The sequence below is a fragment of the Thermophilibacter sp. ZX-H3 genome, from assembly GCF_052599055.1.
Window position 1 is genome coordinate 16,942 of the sequence record NZ_JBQXES010000026.1, and the last position, 15,346, is coordinate 32,287.

Consider the following 15,346-nt stretch of genomic DNA (forward strand, 5'->3'; position numbering starts at 1 on the left):
AAACGGTTTGGCGAAATCATGGAGTCCGCAGGTAGCAGGCCCGCCGCTCACCCTTGAGACTTTTCGGCGACAGGTCAGGCGTCGCCCTCGGCGGTCGCGTCGACGGAACCCTCGAGGTCCCCGCCGCCGTCCGCGGAGCCGTCGTCAGAGCCCTGGGACGCGTCCTGGGACCCCTCCCCGTCCGAGCCCTCCCCCTGCGAGGCGTCGTCGGAGCCCTGCGCGTCCCCCGAGCCCTGTGTTGCGTCGGAGGCGGCCTGCCCCTCGTCGGGGGCCGACGCCGAGACGCCGTCGCCCGCCTCGACGTTGTCGGAGTCCACGAGGCGCACGGTCGGCCTCACGGCGGGGTCCGTGACCACGCGGACGTTGATGTAGGTGACCGCCCCGGGGTGCTGCTCGAGCGTCCGGGTGACGACGGTCTCCTTCGCCGCGATGTCGGTCGGCGACCCCAGCAAGATCTCGACGCCGTTCTTGAGGGTGCAGGTGATGCTGTCCGGAGAGGCGGCCGAGAAGCTCACCACCTGGGAGAGGAACTCCTCCGAGAAGCCCCTCCTGAAGGCGGCGACCGCGTCGAGGACCTCGTCGGTGGCGACGGAGCCCGCGGCCGGGGAGACCGTCGCCGGGACGTCGGTGATGAGCAGGCAGCCGTCGGCGAGCGCCTGCGCGAGCGCCGCGTCGTTCACGGACTGGCCCTCGGCGGCCTCGATCTTGGTGGGCTGGATCCAGATGTCCGCGTCGCCGAGGTACCAGGCGACCGAGCCCGTGTTCATGACCACGAGCGCCTCGACCCGCTGCTCGACGATCTCGATGCGCAGGGTGTGGGGAAAGACCCGCTCGAAGGTCACGTCGGCGACCCAGGGGTCCTTCTTGAGCGCGGCCTCCACGGCGTCGGTGTCGACGTTGAGCAGGGTCGAGCCCGCGGGGACGTGGACGAGGTTCTGGATGTCGGTCTGGGTGACGTGCTCGGTCGGCTCGGCCTCGACCGACTCAATGAGGAAGACCGCGGAGTCCCTGAGGACAAAGAGCGCCACGAGCCCCACGAGGGCGAGCGCGACGAGGCCGCCTGCGACCATGAGGACGACGCGCAGGACCTGCCCACGCTGGTAGCGCTGGCGCCGCTCGCGCCCGGACGCCGCGCTCTGCGAGCCCGCCTGGCGCGCCATGGCGGCGGCGCGGTCGAGAAGGGCGGGGCGGGGTGAGCCCGCGGGAGACGCCGCCCTCCGGGACGCCTTGGGGGCCGGGGCCTTCGCGGCCTTGGGCGCCTTGACCTTGGCCGGCTTGGCCTTCGCGGGCCTGGCCTTGGGGGCGGGAGCCTTCGCCTTGGCGGGCTTGGGCATGCTCAGCTTCGCCTTGGCGGGACGGGGTGCCTTGGGGGCGGCCGCCGGCGAGACGGTCCTTCTCGCCACGCCGCCGGAGGGGGCCGCCGCGCGGGCGGCAGCCGACGAGAGCGGGGACTTCTGACGCGGCGTCGGCCGCATGCCGGGGTTCTTTGCCATCTTCGCCCTTATGCCCCGAAGCCGAGGAGCTTGACCTCGCACGCGAGGTCCACCCCGTAGCGGGCGAGCACCTCGTCGTGCGCGCGGCCGATGAGCGCGATGACGTCGGCCGCCGTGGCGCCCCCGCGGTTCACGATGAAGTTGGCATGCTCGGGCGAGATCTGCGCGCCGCCGCACGAGGCGCCCTTGAGGCCGCACGACTCGACGAGGATGCCGGCCGAGCGCTCGGGCGGGTTGCGGAAGACCGAGCCGCAGCTCGGGGCGCCGAGCGGCTGTGCCTCGCGGCGGCGGCGCAGGCGCTCCTCCATGTCGGCGGTGATCTCGGCGCGCGAGCCGGGCTCGAGCGCGAGCGTCGCCTCGAGGATGATCTCGGAGGTGGGGATCGAGGTCGAGCGGTAGCCCCACTCGATGTCGGACCCCTGGTAGCGGTGCAGGCCCTCCCCCGGGCGCAGGACCACGAGGTCGCGGACGCGCCGCCCGATCCACTCGTGTCGCGTCCCGGCGTCCATGGAGATGGCGCCGCCCGCGGTGCCGGGGATGCCCACGCAGAACTCGAGGCCGGAGAGGCCCGCCTTGAGGGCCTCGTTGACCACCTTGGAGAGCGCGGCGCCGGCGCCCACGGTGACGGCGCCGTCGTCGCCGATGGCGATGCGGGAGAACTCGTCGTCGAGCGTGATGACGCAGCCGTCGTAGCCGCGGTCGGCCACGAGCAGGTTGGAGCCCTTGCCCACGATGACCCAGTCGACGCGCTCGGCGGCGAGGACCGCCACCGTCCGCGCGAGGGCGGCGTAGCTGTGCGCGGCGACGAACAGCGCCGCCGGCCCGCCGATGCGATAGGTGGTGTGGCGCGAGAGGCGCTCGTCGCGCAGGACGTCGGCGTCGATCGCGCCCGAGAGGGTCATGTACGCGTTGAAGACGCTCACGAGGCGCGACCGCCCTCTCGCTCGCGCATGGCCTCGATGAAGGCGGGGCCGAGCGTGGTGACGTCGCCCGCGCCCTGGGTGACGAGCAGGTCGCCGGGGCGGACGAGCTCGCAGAGGTCCTCCACGAGCTGGCGGCGGTTGGGCACGTACGCGACGTCGGCGACGTGCCCGTTGCGCTGCACCGAGGAGACGACCGTCTTGCCGGAGACGCCGGGGATGGGCATCTCCCCGGCGGAGAAGACGTCCATGACGCGCAGGACGTCGGCGTGGTCGAAGGCGGAGCCGAACTCCTCGGCGAGGTTCTGGGTGCGCGAGTAGCGGTGCGGCTGGAAGACGCAGACGATGCGCTCGAACGGCAGGTCCGCGGCGGCGGAGAGGGTGGCCGCCACCTCGGTGGGATGGTGGCCGTAGTCGTCCACGACGGTCACGCCGGCGACGTCGCCCACGTGCGTGAAGCGCCGGCGCGCGCCCTTGAACTGGGAGAGCGCGGCGGCCGCCTCGCGCTCGTCGAGCGAGAGGACCGAGGCCACGGCGATCGCGGCGGTGGCGTTGGCCATGTTGTGCCGGCCGGGGTTGGCGCTGATGGTCACCGCGACCTCGTCGCCGGAGGGCAGCCGGACCGAGAAGGAGCTCTCCAGGCGGTGGCGCGCCTCGCCGGGCACGCACACGAAGTCGCACGACGGGTCGAAGCCGTAGGTCACCACGCGGCGGCCGGTCGAGCGGGCGAGGTCGACGACGTGCGCGACGTCGCCGTTCACCACGACCGTCCCCTCCTCCCCCACGAGGCCCATGAAGGTGCAGAAGGTCTGCTCGAGGTTCTCGAGGGTGCCGTAGTGGTCGAGGTGGTCCGCCTCGATGTTGGTGACCACCACCACGCTGGGGTTGAGGTAGAGGAAGGAGCCGTCGGACTCGTCGGCCTCGCACACGAAGTGCTCGCCCGCGCCGTTGCGGCCGTTGGTGTCATAGCCCTCCACGACGCCGCCGATGAGAAACGACGGGTCGAGCCCCATCTTGTCGAGCATCGTGGCGACCATCGAGGAGGTGGTCGTCTTGCCGTGCGTGCCGGCGACGGCGACGGTGCGCTGGGTGCCGGAGAGCCAGGAGAGCATCTTGGCGCGCGGCCAGATGGGGATGCCCAGCTCGCGGGCGCGCATGACCTCGGGGTTGGTGTCGGGGATGGCCGTCGAGGTGACCACGACCTGCGGCGCGACCTCGTCGATGGTCGCGGCCACGTGCCCGACGCGCACGTCGATGCCGGCGGCCTCGAGCTCGCGCACGTAGTGGGAGCTCTTGAGGTCGCTGCCGGTGACGCGGCAGCCGCGCTCGTGGAGCACGAGCGCGATGCCGCTCATGCCGGCGCCCCCGATCCCGATGAAGTGGGCGCTCGTGACGTTCTCGATCTCTGCCATCAGAAAACCCTCCGTGCTCATGGAAAGGTCGAATCCCCTACGACCCTCTACTGTAGCCGATGGGCGGCCCTCAACGGCCGGCATACGCCACTCTCCACTCCGTCTGCGGGGCGCCGCCGCCCGTCCTTCTCGCCTGCCGGGATCGGGCGGGCGAGGCCGCGGGGGCTTCGCGACGTCTCGCGGGGCCGGAGCGTCGCCAGACCCCCGCACGGCGGGTCCGCGGGGCGTTCGCGACGCTTCGCGGGGCCGGAGCGTCGCCAGAACCCCGCACGTCGGGCGCGCGGGGGATTCGCGACGCTTCGTAAGGCTGAAGTGTCGCCTCGGCCCCGCACGGCAGGCGCGCGGGGGATTCGCGACGTTTTGCGGGGCCGGAGTGTCGCCTCGGCCCCGCACGGCGGGTCCGCGGGGCGTTCGCGACGTTTCGCGGGGCCGGACTGTCGCCTAACCCCCGCACGGCGGCTCCGCGGGGGTTTCGCGACGCTTCGCGGGAGCGCGGGCCCTCACGCGCGGGCGGCGGCCTCCACCTGGTCGGCGAGCGCAGCGGCGGCGCGGGCCTGGCCGAGGCCGCGGGCGGCGGCCCTCATGGCGTCGCGGCGGGCGGGGTCGTCCACGAGGCCGAGGAGCTCCTCGGCGAAGACGGGCTCGTCGATGCGCGCGTCGGCGAGAAGGACGGCCGCCCCGGCGTCCGTGAGGAAGCGGGCGTTGGTGGTCTGGTGGTCAGCCGTGGCGTGCGGGTAGGGCACGAGCAGACTCGGCACGGCGAGCGCCGCGATCTCGGCGATCGAGGAGGCGCCGGCGCGGGAGAGCACGAGGTCCGCCGCCGCGAGCGCCTGCCCCATGTTGGAGATGTAGGGCATCACGCGCCAGCGCAGCTGCTCCTCGGGCGTGAGCGCGAGGGCGGAGACCGTCTCGTCGAATCCGTCGGCGCCCGTGGAGTGCACGACGACGAGCCCCTCGCGTGAGAGGAGCTCGCGCTTGAGGCGGCAGACGCCCTCGTTGATGTGCGCCGCCCCGAGCGAGCCGCCGAAGACGAGCAGCATCGTCTCGTCGGGCTCCACCCCAAAGGCGGCGCGGCCCTCCTCGCGGCTCGCCGAGACCACGCTCCTGCGCACGGGGTTGCCGGTGAGCGCCACCGCGGGCGCGCGCCTCCCCTCGCGCTCGAAGGCCGCGCGCGCGGCGGGCACCGAGATGCACACGCTCGCCGCGTGCGGGGCGAGCGCCTTGTTGGCGAGGCCGGGCACGGAGTTCTGCTCGTGCAGCACGTAGGGGACGCCCAGGCGGTGGCAGCAGTTGAGCAGGGCCATCTCGACGTAGGCGCCGAAGCCCACCGCCACGTCGGGCGCGCCCTCCTCCGAGAAGCGCCGCGCGATCTGGGACTGCGCGCGCCTCATGCGGTAGAGCGAGCTCGCGAGCGTCCAGGGGCGGGAGCGGTCGAACCCGCTCACCACCACGGGGACCAGCTCGAAGCCCGCCTCGGGCACGAGCCGCCCCTCGAGCTTGGCCTGCTGGCCGAAGAACCTCACGTGGTGGCCGCGGTCGCGCAGCTCCTCGGCGAGCGCGAGCGCCGGGTTGATGTGGCCGGCCGTCCCGCCGGCGGCGATGGCGACCTCGAGGGCGCGTTCGGACATGTCTCCTCCTATCGTCTCCCCCTCGGGCCGCGGCGGCCGCGAAGGCGCTCCGCCGCGTCGGGCCCGAGGTCGACCCTTCTCCTGCCGCGCGCGTCGGTCGTCACCCTGCCCGCCGGGCGGCCGTCCGCGCGCCCGGCGGCGCGGCCTCGCGCGCCCCCGTCCATGACCGTGAGCCTCGGCCCCCGCCCGGCGTCGGCGCCCCGGGCCGAGCGCGGGCGCGGCTCGCCCACGAGCGAGAGGCCCGCGTCGGCGGCGTCGCCCTCGGTCACCCTGAGCGAGCGGCGCGCCCCGTCGTGGGCGGTCTCGGGCAGGTGCGAGTGCGTGGAGACCGAGACGACCATGCCCGCGAGCATGAGGCTCGCGATGACCGAGGAGCCGCCGTACGAGACGAAGGGGATGGGCTTTCCCGAGAGCGGGAAGATGCCGATGACGCCCGCGACGTTGAGCAGCATCTGGATCACGACGAGCGTGGTGCAGCCCGCCGCGATGAGCCTGCCGGCGAGGTCGGGCGCGTGCAGCGCGATCCTGAACCCCGCCCACGCGAAGAGCGCGAAGCCCGCGAGCAGGCCGAGCGTGCCGAGAAGCCCGCACTCCTCGCCGATGACGGCGAAGATGAAGTCGTTGTGCGCCATGGGGAGGTAGGAGTACTTCTGCTTGGAGAAGCCTATCCCCACGCCGAGAAGGCCGCCCGACCCGAAGGCGTAGAAGCCCTGGAGGAGCTGGTAGCCCGCCCCATAGGGGTCGGACTCGGGGTTGAGCATCGTGAGCAGGCGCTGGCGCGAGTAGTCGTCCCTCAGTGAGAGCCCTAGAAATCCCAGGATGCCCAGGACGAGAAAGACGGCGAGGATCCGCTTGGGGACGCCCGCGAGGTAGCCCATCGTGACGATGGTGATGCCGAGCACCATCGTGGAGCCCTTGTCGGGCTGCAGGACGATGAGCACGATCGGCAGGCCCACGCCGATGGCCATGAGCTTCACGAAGGTCCACCAGTCGATCGTGCCCTCCTCGAAGTAGCGCTGCGCGAGGCTCGCCGCCACGAGGACGATCGTGATCTTGGCGAACTCCGAGGGCTGGAGCTGGAAGCCGCCGATGGCGATCCAGCGCGTGGCGCCGTAGGCGTCGCCCGCGGTGATGAAGACGAGCAGGAGCAGCAAGATCGTGCCCGCCCAGATGACGTTCACGAGCCGCTCGCTCCAGAGGTGGTAGTCGCTCCAGGCGAGAAAGACCGCCACGGCCGTGCCCACCGCCGCGAAGAGCAGCTGGCGCTTGAGGTAGTAGGCCGAGTCGCCGAAGTCCGCGAGCGCGGTGACCGACGAGGCGGAGTAGACCATGAGCAGGCCGAACCCCACGATCACGGCCGTGACGGCGATGAAGACCACCCGAGGGCGCATGAAGCGCTCGGGGACGCCGAAAAGACCGTCCTGCCCCGACGCCCGGCGCGCCGTCGCGCCGCGCGGGGCCGAGGCGGCGCGCGCCGCGCCGGCCACGCTAGGCCCCCCTCTCGGCGAGCTCGGCGACGAGCGCCTTGAAGAGGCGGCCGCGCTCGGCCATGTTGGAGAACTCGTCGAAGGACGAGCAGGCCGGCGAGAGCAGCACGACGTCGCCCGGGCGGGCGAGGCGCACGGCCGCGGAGAAGGCCTCGCGCAGGTGCGGGGCGCGGACGACCTCCAGGGGCGCCCCGTCCTTCTCGGCGTCCTTCTCGCCGTCCCCGGCGGCCTCGAGGGCGGCGGCGATCCTGGGGCCCGCCTCGCCGTAGCAGACGGCCGCGCGGCACCGCCCGCGCACCGCGGCGGCGAGCGAGGCGAGGTCGGTCATCTTGTCGTGGCCGCCGAGCAGCAGCACCACCGAGCCGGGCGCGAATCCCGTGAGCGCCTTCTCGACGGCGTCGGTGTTGGTGGCCTTGGAGTCGTTGACGTAGCTCACGCCGGCCACGGTGCCCGCCGGCTCGAGCCGGTGCTCGATCGGCGAGAAGGACCTGAGGCCGCGGACCACGTCCTCGGCGGAGACGCCGAGCTCGAGCGCGACGGCCGAGGCGGCCAGCGCGTTCTCGGCGTTGTGGAGGCCCACGATCCTGAGCTCCGCCGTCCGGCAGAGCGCGCGCTCGACGCCGTCGAGGCGCACCACGAGCTCGTCGCCGCGCAGGAAGGCGGCGCAGGGGCCGTCCGGCTCCCCGTGCACGGAGAGCCGGCAGACGCGCAGGCCGCGCCCCTCGCAGCGCTCCGCGACGGCCCGGCAGGGCCCGTCGTCGACGGAGACCACCGCGAGGTCGCCCGCGCCGAGGTTGGCGAAGGCGCGCTCCTTCGCCGCGGCGTAGGCCTCCATCGTGTGGTGCCACTCGAGGTGGTCGGGCGTGACGTTGAGCAGCACGGCGACGCGCGGGTGCAAAAGGCGCGTCGTGGCGAGCTGGAAGCTCGAGAGCTCGGCGACGAACCACCCGCCCTCCGGGCGCGCGGGGACGGCCTCGGTCGGCGGGGTGCCGATGTTGCCCACCGCCTCCGCGGGCAGGCCCGCCTCGCCGAGCAGGTGCGTCGCGAGCGAGGTCGTGGTCGTCTTGCCGTTGGTTCCCGTGATGGCGACCCACCGCTCGGGGCTCTCGCGCCAGGCGAGCTCGGGCTCGCCCACGACCTCGCCCGCGCACGCGGCCGCGGAGCGGAAGAAGGCGGAGTCGACCGGGATGCCCGGGGAGGCCACGACGAGGTCGTAGCTGCCGGAGACCTCCTCGGTCCCGAGGACGCAGCGCACGCCCTCGGCCTCGAGCGCGCGGGTGCGCTCGCCCTCCGCGGACGCCGCGCCGCCGAAGAGCGTCACCGAGCGCACGCGGCCCGGGACGAGCGAGGCGAGGTAGCGGGCGGCAGACTCGCCGGTGCGGCCGAGGCCGAGCACGGCGACGTCGCCGAGATGTGACTGAGTGGTGGGACCCATGAGCTCACTCATCCCCTAGCCGAGCTGGAAGTACAGGGCGAAGCCGAGCGCGGCGAAGGCCGCGGCGACGATCCAGAAGCGGATGACGACCTTGTTCTCCGCCCACCCCATCTGCTCGAAGTGGTGGTGGATCGGCGTCATGAGGAAGACCCGGCGGCCGGTGAGCTTGAAGCTCGTGACCTGGATCATGACGGAGAGCGCCTCGCAGACGAACAGGCCGCCCATGATGAGCGAGGTGACCTCGGTCTTGGTGAGGACCGCGAGCGAGGCGAGCGCGGCGCCGAGCGCGAGCGATCCCGTGTCGCCCATGAAGATCGAGGCGGGGTAGCAGTTGTGCCAGAGGAAGCCCACGCAGGCGCCCGCGATGGAGCCGGCGAAGATGGCGAGGTCGAGCTCGTTGTAGCGGTAGGCGACCATCGCCATGAAGAGCATGACCACCATCGTGCAGCCGCCGGCGAGGCCGTCGAGGCCGTCGGTGAGGTTGACGGCGTTGGAGAGGCCCGCCATGAGGAGGAAGACGAAGACGAGGTAGAGCCAGGGCACCGTCACCTCGGCGCCGCCCACGGGGAAGGTGGTGGCGAGCACGCCCAGGTCGAGCGAGAGCCCGCCCGGGAAGCGGATCTCGGGGGCGATGCCGCAGACGTTGACCGCCACGAGGCAGAACGCGACCGAGATGAGGACGAGGCCCACCATCTTCTGGGACGGCGTGAGCCCGAGCGAGCGGCCGTGGGCGACCGACTCGATGTCGTCGAGCAGGCCGAGCGAGCCCGTGACCAGCGTCACCACGACGGCGAGCACGAGCGCCGGGGTCCACTGCGCGACGAGCCCGCAGGCGACGAGCACGCCCACGAGGATGATGATGCCGCCCATCGTGGGGGTGCCCTGCTTCACGAGGTGGCGCTGCGGGCCGTCGGCGCGGATCTGCTGGCCCACCCCCTCGTGGCGCATGAGGCGGATGAAGAGCGGCATGAGCGCGCAGGTCACGAGAGCCGCGATGCCGATGGCGAGAAAAACCTGGTAGGTGGGATATGAGGGATTCCCGATCACGAGGCAAGCACCCCTTTCACGAAGTTGTCGAGGCCGGCGGCGCGGCTCGCCTTCACGAGCACGAGGTCGCCCTCGGCAAGGACGGGGCCGATGACGCGGACGGCGTCCTCGACCGTGGCGAGGCGCTCCACGGCGTCCTCGGAGAGGCCCATCGTGCGGGCGGCCTCGGCCATCTCGTCGGCGAGCTCGCCCCCGACGAGCACGAGCAGGTCGACCCCCTTGGCGGCGGCGTAGGCGCCCACGTAGCCGTGGAGGCGCGCCGCCTCGTCGCCGAGCTCGCCCATCTCGCCGAGCACGGCGATGCGCCGGCCCTCGCACGCCATGCTGGCGAGCACGTCGAGCGAGGAGGCCATCGAGGCGGGCGCGGCGTTGTAGGAGTCGTCGATCACGCGCGCCCCGGAGGCGGCCCGGACGACGTCGAGGCGCATGCTCGTGGGCTCCATGCGGCAGATGGCGTCCACCGCGGCGTCGCGGTCGAGGCCGGCGCGCCACAGGAGCGCGAGCGCGAGCAGGAAGTCGTCGACGAGCTTCGCGCCCGGAAGGGACAGCGCGACCTCGCGGGACCAGCCGTCGGCGCACGTCACGGTGAAGCGCGCGCGGCCCGAGGCGTCGGTCGAGACGAGCGAGGCGCGCACGAGGTCCTTCTCGCCCGACCCCACGGTCATGACGTCGACGCCCGCGGGACGGGCGAAGCCGTCGGCGATGAAGGGAGTGAAGTCCCCCGAGCTCGCGAGCGCGAGCGCGGGGCCGACGCCGTCATGGGCGCGCATGCCGGAGACGACCTCGGCCTTGGCGCGGGCGATGTTCTCGCGGCTGCCGAGGATGCCGATGTGGCTCGTCCCCACGTTGGTGATCGCGGCGAGCGCCGGGCGGCACGCGGCGGCGAGCCGGTCGATCTCGTGCGGGTGGTTCATGCCGAGCTCGCAGACCACGACCTCGGCGTCCTCCGGCGCGGCGAGGACGGTGAGCGGCAGGCCGATGAGGCTGTTGAGGTTGCCGCGCGTGGCGTGGGTGCGGCGCTGCGCGGCGGCGCCGGCGGCGACCATCTCCTTCGTGGTGGTCTTCCCCACCGAACCCGTGACGGCCAGGACGAGCCAGCCGGGGTGGAGCTCGCGCCAGGCGCCGGCCAGGCGCAGGAGGAACTCCTCGCCGTCGTCCCCCTCGGCGCGCAGGACGGCGCAGCCGGCGGCGCGGGCGGCCTCGAGCGCCTCGGCCGGGGGCTCGGCGGTCGCCACGACCGCGGCGGCGCCCGCGCGGGCGGCGGAGGCGAGGTAGGCGTTGCCGTCGACGCGCTCCCCGGGGAAGGCGACGAAGAGGCTCCCCTCCCCCGCCTCGCGCGAGTCGACGACGACCTCGCCCGCGACGTCGCGCGCGCCCTCGAGAAGGACGGCGGCGCCGGTCGCCCGGGCGATGTCGGAGACGGTCATGCGTAGCATCGTGCACTCCCTTGCGTACGTTCGGGGGCCTCTCCCCCGTCACCCATTCTACGAGACCGGGACGATCCCCATGATCTGGACGGTCTGCTCCATCACGTCGCGGAAGACGTGGGCCGAGGTCTCGGCCGCGAGGTACGGCAGGCCGTTCAGGCCCACGTAGACGAGCGCCTCGGGGTCCTCCGCGTTGACGAACCCGCACAGGGACGCCACGAACTTGCCCTCCTGGTAGCCGCCCGACTCCCCCGCCTGCTCGGCCGTGCCCGTCTTCGCGGCGATGCTGTAGCCCTCGACCTGGGCGTTCTCCGCCGTTCCCTCCTGCACGACCGTAATGAGCAGGTCGGTCTCGGCCGCGGCGGTCTCGACGGAGCAGGCCGCCTCCCCCGCCGGCCAGTCGACGGCCTCGTCGCCGCGCTCCACGACGAAGTGCGGCGTGAGGGGGACCCCGCCGTTGGCCACGGCCCCGTAGGCGCGCACGATCTGGACGAACGGCACGGCGAGGCCCTGGCCGAAGGCCATCGACCCCAGGGTCGAGCCGTCGTACTCCTCGAGCCCCTTGACGATCCCCTCGACCTCGCCGGGAAAGTCGATCCCCGTCTTGTGCCCGATCCCCCAGCGGTCGACGCCCTCCGAGAAGGCCTTCGCGCCGATGACCTCCGTGGCGAGAAGGGCCATCGCGGTGTTGGACGAGCGGCGCATCATCTCCCGCACGTCCATGTCCATCTGGTAGTCGCGCAGGTCGTCGTCGCGCACCGCGTCGGAGCCGACGGTGTAGGCGGGCGGGACCGAGTAGACGGTGTCCGCCGAGAAGAGCCCGTCGTCGATGCCGATGGCGGTCGTGATCGTCTTGAAGACCGACCCGGGCTCGAAGGAGCTCGTGACGAGCTTGAGGTTGAGCGAGGAGGAGTCGGTGAGGTTGGAGAAGTCCGGCAGCGGCGTCGAGCACGCGGCGAGGATCTCCCCGGTCTTGGGGTCGGTCACCATGACCGAGCCGGACTCGGCGCCGTAGTCCGAGACGCCCTTCGCGATGATCTCCTCGCACGCCTGCTGGAGGTCGATGTCGATCGCGAGCACGAGGTCGGTCCCGTCCTCGGCCTCGGTCACCTGGGAGGCGCCGCCCGCGATGGGGGTGCCGTAGAGGCCGGTCTCCACGAGCATCTCCCCGTCGGTGCCCGTGAGGACGTCGTCGTACTGCTGCTCGATGCCCGAGAGGCCCTTGCCGTCCACGCCCACGTAGCCGAGCACCTGCGCCCCCACGTTGCCGTAGGGGTAGACGCGCTTGGTGTCGGCGAGGTAGTAGACGCCGGCGAGCTCCTTCTCGGAGAGCTCCGCCCTGAGGGCGTCGGCCGTCTCCTGGTCGACCTGGCGCTGCAGGTAGACGAAGGTGGTGTCCTGCGTGAGCAGCTTCATGTAGTCCTGCTTCTCGCCGCCGAGGTGCCTGACGAGCGCGGCCGCCACCCCCGAGGGGTCGGCCACCTCCTCGGGGTTGGCGTAGACGGTGCTGCACTCCTCGCTCATGGCGAGGACGTTGCCGTTGCGGTCGAAGATGGTCCCGCGGCGGGCGTGGAGCGTGATGCGGTTGGTGCGCTGGCTCTCGGCGCGCCCGGCGTACTCGCCCGCGCCGAACACCTGGAGGAAGGCCAGGCGGGCCGTCACCGCGGCGAACAGGACCATGAGGGTGCGCCGCACGACGACGAAGCCGTGCGCGCCGCCGCCCGAGCCCGAGCCGCCCGGCCGCGACGCCCTCACGCGATAACGCGCACGAGAGGCCTCGTCATACGAGGCCTCCGGATGGTTCCTCCGCCTGCGGCGGCTCTGTCGATCTCTGTCTCTCACGTCAAGACAGTCTAATCCACGGCGGCGTTCCCGCCCGTGGCGTCGGCCGGCTGCGCAGCTTCCCCATCAGAGGGGGCCTGCTCGCCCTCGGCGGGGGCGTCGCCCTGGGGCTCGGCCGTGGCGTCGAGGTCGACCGTGAGGCGCTCCGCGGGGAGCGCCATGCCGTAGTTCTGGGTCGCGATGCGGCTGATGCGCGCGTTGCTCGAGAGGACCGAGCGCTCGATCCTGAGGTCGGTCGAGAGGGTCTGCGCCGTCTCGATCTCCTCCGCGAGGGCGGAGTTCTGCTCGAGGAGCGAGACCGTCGCGGACGAGAGCACCACGCGCACGAGGCCGAGCGCGATCACGAGCGCGGCGACGGCGAGGGCGGCGCGGACGCGGGCGACGAACTGGGGACTCACGCCGCGGCGGGCGCGCGCGTCGAGCCCGCCGCCGGGGACGACCTCGAAGGAGCGGCGCGGCTCCTGCGAGACCCGCTCGCGCCTCCTGGGCTCGGCTCCCATGTCGTATGCCACAGATCCCTGGTACCTCATCGTCGTCCTTCTCGTGACGTGAGCGGCTCTCGCCGCGATGACTACATATACGGCAGGTACGCTGGGAACTTGAGGGTTGGTTGAGACTGATTCCTCGAGAGTTGGTTGAGCGACCTTAAGTGTTTGTCGATAGTGAGTTGATAGTTCGTTGATGGTTCGAAGGTGGTGTGTTTGAGCTGCGTTCTGATGCGGTTGTGGTGCGTCTCTCGGTAGACGGCTCGCGCCGGCTACGTCGCTCTGGAGGCCCTCAGTCGGTGACGTCGAGCTTGACCGCCACGCGCATGAGGGCGCTGCGCGACCGTGGGTTGGCCGCGACCTCCTCGTCCGAGGCGACGAGGGGCCTTCTCGTCCTGACGTCGACTATCGGCACGTGGCCGCACACGCACACCGGGAGGTCCGGCGGGCAGGTGCACCCCTGAGAGAGCTCGGAGAAGACGTGCTTCACGATGCGGTCCTCGAGGGAGTGGTAGGAGATGACGCAGATCCTGCCACCCGGGTTCGCCCAGCGGACCGCCGCCCTGAGGCCGCGGTCGAGGACGTCGAGCTCGTGGTTCACCTCGATGCGCAGGGCCTGGAAGGTCTTGCGCGCGGGGTGGCCGCCGTGCCTGCGCGCCGCCGCCGGAATCGCCTCCTTGACGATCTCCACGAGCTGGAGGGTCGTCTCGACGGGCGCCTTGGAGCGGCGCTCGACGATGCGGCGGGCGATGCGGGACGCAAAGCGCTCGTCACCGTAGACGCGAAGGATTCGGGTGAGGTCAGCTTCGTTGTAGGTGTTCACGACCTCGGCTGCGGTTAGGGTGTGGTTCCCCGAATTCATGCGCATGTCGAGCGGGGCGTCCTCGTGGTACGAGAAGCCCCTCTCCGGGATGTCGAGCTGCGGCGACGAGACGCCGAGGTCGAAGAGGAAGCAGTCCACCCCGGGGACCTCGGCCTCGACGAGCAGGTCGTCAAGATCGCCGAAGTTGCCCCTGAGAAGGCGCACGCTCGCCTCCGGGACCTCGCGCGAGAGGCGCTCGGACGCCGCCGTCAGGGCCATGTCGTCCTGGTCGATTCCCAGGGACAGCCCGTCGGGGGCGACGCGCCTCGCAAGCTCCACCGAGTGCCCGGCCCCGCCGAGGGTGCAGTCGCAGACCACCTCTCCCGGCCGCGGGTCGAGCTCGGCGAGGACCTCGTCGAGCATCACGGGTACGTGCCGATATTCTCCTGTCAAGACCCTCACCCCCTCCTACTCGCCGTAGAGCAGCGCGTCGATGTCCGCCTCGAAGGCGACCTGGCTGGCGTTCCACTTGTCGGCGTTCCACACCTCGAAGTGGTCCTCCTGCCCCGTGACCACGACGTCGCCCAGAAGGCCCAGGCGCTCGCGCGTCCCCTGGCGGGAGGCGTCGAGCTTGCCGAGGGCAAGGCGGCCGGCGCTGTCAAGGTCGACCTTCGTGACGGCACCCAGGATGCCCCGCTTGAGCTCGGCGTCGCTTTGCCTGCGCGGGTTGAAGGCCTCGGTGCCGTGGTCGAAGAGGTTCTTCAGCCACGTCTTGAAGCCCTCGAGGGTGAAGCCGTTCACGTGCCCCTGAAACGGGACGAGGACGATCGTCTTGCTGGCCCCCTCCGGCACGAGCTGCCGGCGGAAGTCTGAGGGAAGCGTGACACGGGCCTTGGCGTCGACGGTCATGGGATACGATCCCATGAGGAACATCTCGGCCTCCGCCATGTCTCCCTCCCTCCGAGACGAGAATCCTGCCCCGAACGGAGCGTGGGAACACTATACGCCATGTGCCCCACTTTGCCACACCAGAAAACACAACGCCCCACCCTATGGTTGAATCTGGGACGCGGGCGGCATGGGCCGACACCCTCGGCCCCCAAGATGTGGTGCCGTCATGCAAGATTGACCACAAGCGACGTTGGGTCTGTTCGCATTTCGGGGAAACAGATTGTGTGGGCGACGTGAATCCGCAGCTCAGCGCTACGAAGCGACGTCCTTCTCGCCATTTTTCCAGCTCAGGGTGGCTGGCGGGGCCCATGCTCCCCCAGTGGGGCACCATCCCAGCACCGGTGGGGCACCGTCCCACGCCACGAGCATGCCCCCGCGCACGGAATGTGGGGCTCCAGCCCACATTCCGTGCGCGGG

The 15,346-nt window shown here is 71.9% G+C and carries 12 protein-coding genes; all 12 read right to left on the reverse strand.

All coding sequences use genetic code 11. From position 1 onward, the window contains the following. Positions 1–74: 74 nt before the first annotated feature. The 12 genes from ACULPM_RS10190 to ACULPM_RS10245 all read right to left on the reverse strand — a co-directional run bounded on the left by ACULPM_RS10190 (position 75) and on the right by ACULPM_RS10245 (position 14,926). Entirely contained in the window at positions 75–1,493 is a 1,419-nt protein-coding gene (locus ACULPM_RS10190) for a cell division protein FtsQ/DivIB (RefSeq protein ID WP_445332157.1), read from the reverse strand. An 8-nt stretch (positions 1,494–1,501) separates the two neighbouring features. After that, positions 1,502–2,416 carry a UDP-N-acetylmuramate dehydrogenase gene (gene murB, locus ACULPM_RS10195; protein ID WP_167929676.1) on the reverse strand — a complete coding sequence of 305 codons (915 nt, stop codon included), beginning with the start codon at positions 2,414–2,416 and terminating at the stop codon, positions 1,502–1,504. Further along, complete coding sequence (murC, locus tag ACULPM_RS10200) at positions 2,413–3,825, reverse strand: UDP-N-acetylmuramate--L-alanine ligase (RefSeq protein ID WP_445332158.1); 1,413 nt, start codon at positions 3,823–3,825, stop codon at positions 2,413–2,415. Before murC ends, murB begins: the two co-directional genes overlap by 4 nt. Positions 3,826–4,325: 500 nt before the next feature. Beyond that, positions 4,326–5,453, reverse strand: a complete 1,128-nt coding sequence (locus ACULPM_RS10205; RefSeq protein ID WP_445332159.1) for a UDP-N-acetylglucosamine--N-acetylmuramyl-(pentapeptide) pyrophosphoryl-undecaprenol N-acetylglucosamine transferase — start codon at positions 5,451–5,453, stop codon at positions 4,326–4,328. Positions 5,454–5,461: 8 nt separating this feature from the next. After that, entirely contained in the window at positions 5,462–6,940 is a 1,479-nt protein-coding gene (locus tag ACULPM_RS10210) for an FtsW/RodA/SpoVE family cell cycle protein (RefSeq protein ID WP_445332160.1), read from the reverse strand. 1 nt (position 6,941) lies between these two features. Next, positions 6,942–8,387, reverse strand: a complete 1,446-nt coding sequence (murD, locus tag ACULPM_RS10215) for a UDP-N-acetylmuramoyl-L-alanine--D-glutamate ligase (protein WP_445332339.1) — start codon at positions 8,385–8,387, stop codon at positions 6,942–6,944. A gap of 3 nt (positions 8,388–8,390) precedes the next feature. Continuing rightward, positions 8,391–9,422: a phospho-N-acetylmuramoyl-pentapeptide-transferase gene (mraY, locus tag ACULPM_RS10220; protein WP_445332162.1), complete on the reverse strand. Its 1,032-nt coding sequence runs from the start codon at positions 9,420–9,422 to the stop codon at positions 8,391–8,393. After that, positions 9,419–10,858 carry a UDP-N-acetylmuramoyl-tripeptide--D-alanyl-D-alanine ligase gene (locus ACULPM_RS10225; protein WP_445332163.1) on the reverse strand — a complete coding sequence of 480 codons (1,440 nt, stop codon included), beginning with the start codon at positions 10,856–10,858 and terminating at the stop codon, positions 9,419–9,421. Before ACULPM_RS10225 ends, mraY begins: the two co-directional genes overlap by 4 nt. A 48-nt stretch (positions 10,859–10,906) precedes the next feature. Beyond that, the gene (locus ACULPM_RS10230) at positions 10,907–12,691 is read right to left on the reverse strand and encodes a peptidoglycan D,D-transpeptidase FtsI family protein (RefSeq protein WP_445332164.1); all 1,785 of its coding nucleotides are present in this window, start codon (positions 12,689–12,691) and stop codon (positions 10,907–10,909) included. Between the two features lie 11 nt (positions 12,692–12,702). Continuing rightward, positions 12,703–13,221: a cell division protein FtsL gene (locus ACULPM_RS10235; protein WP_445332165.1), complete on the reverse strand. Its 519-nt coding sequence runs from the start codon at positions 13,219–13,221 to the stop codon at positions 12,703–12,705. A 247-nt stretch (positions 13,222–13,468) separates the two neighbouring features. Further along, positions 13,469–14,431 carry a 16S rRNA (cytosine(1402)-N(4))-methyltransferase RsmH gene (rsmH, locus tag ACULPM_RS10240; RefSeq protein WP_075279925.1) on the reverse strand — a complete coding sequence of 321 codons (963 nt, stop codon included), beginning with the start codon at positions 14,429–14,431 and terminating at the stop codon, positions 13,469–13,471. A 15-nt stretch (positions 14,432–14,446) separates the two neighbouring features. Next, positions 14,447–14,926 carry a division/cell wall cluster transcriptional repressor MraZ gene (locus ACULPM_RS10245; protein ID WP_167929683.1) on the reverse strand — a complete coding sequence of 160 codons (480 nt, stop codon included), beginning with the start codon at positions 14,924–14,926 and terminating at the stop codon, positions 14,447–14,449. Positions 14,927–15,346 lie beyond the last annotated feature (420 nt).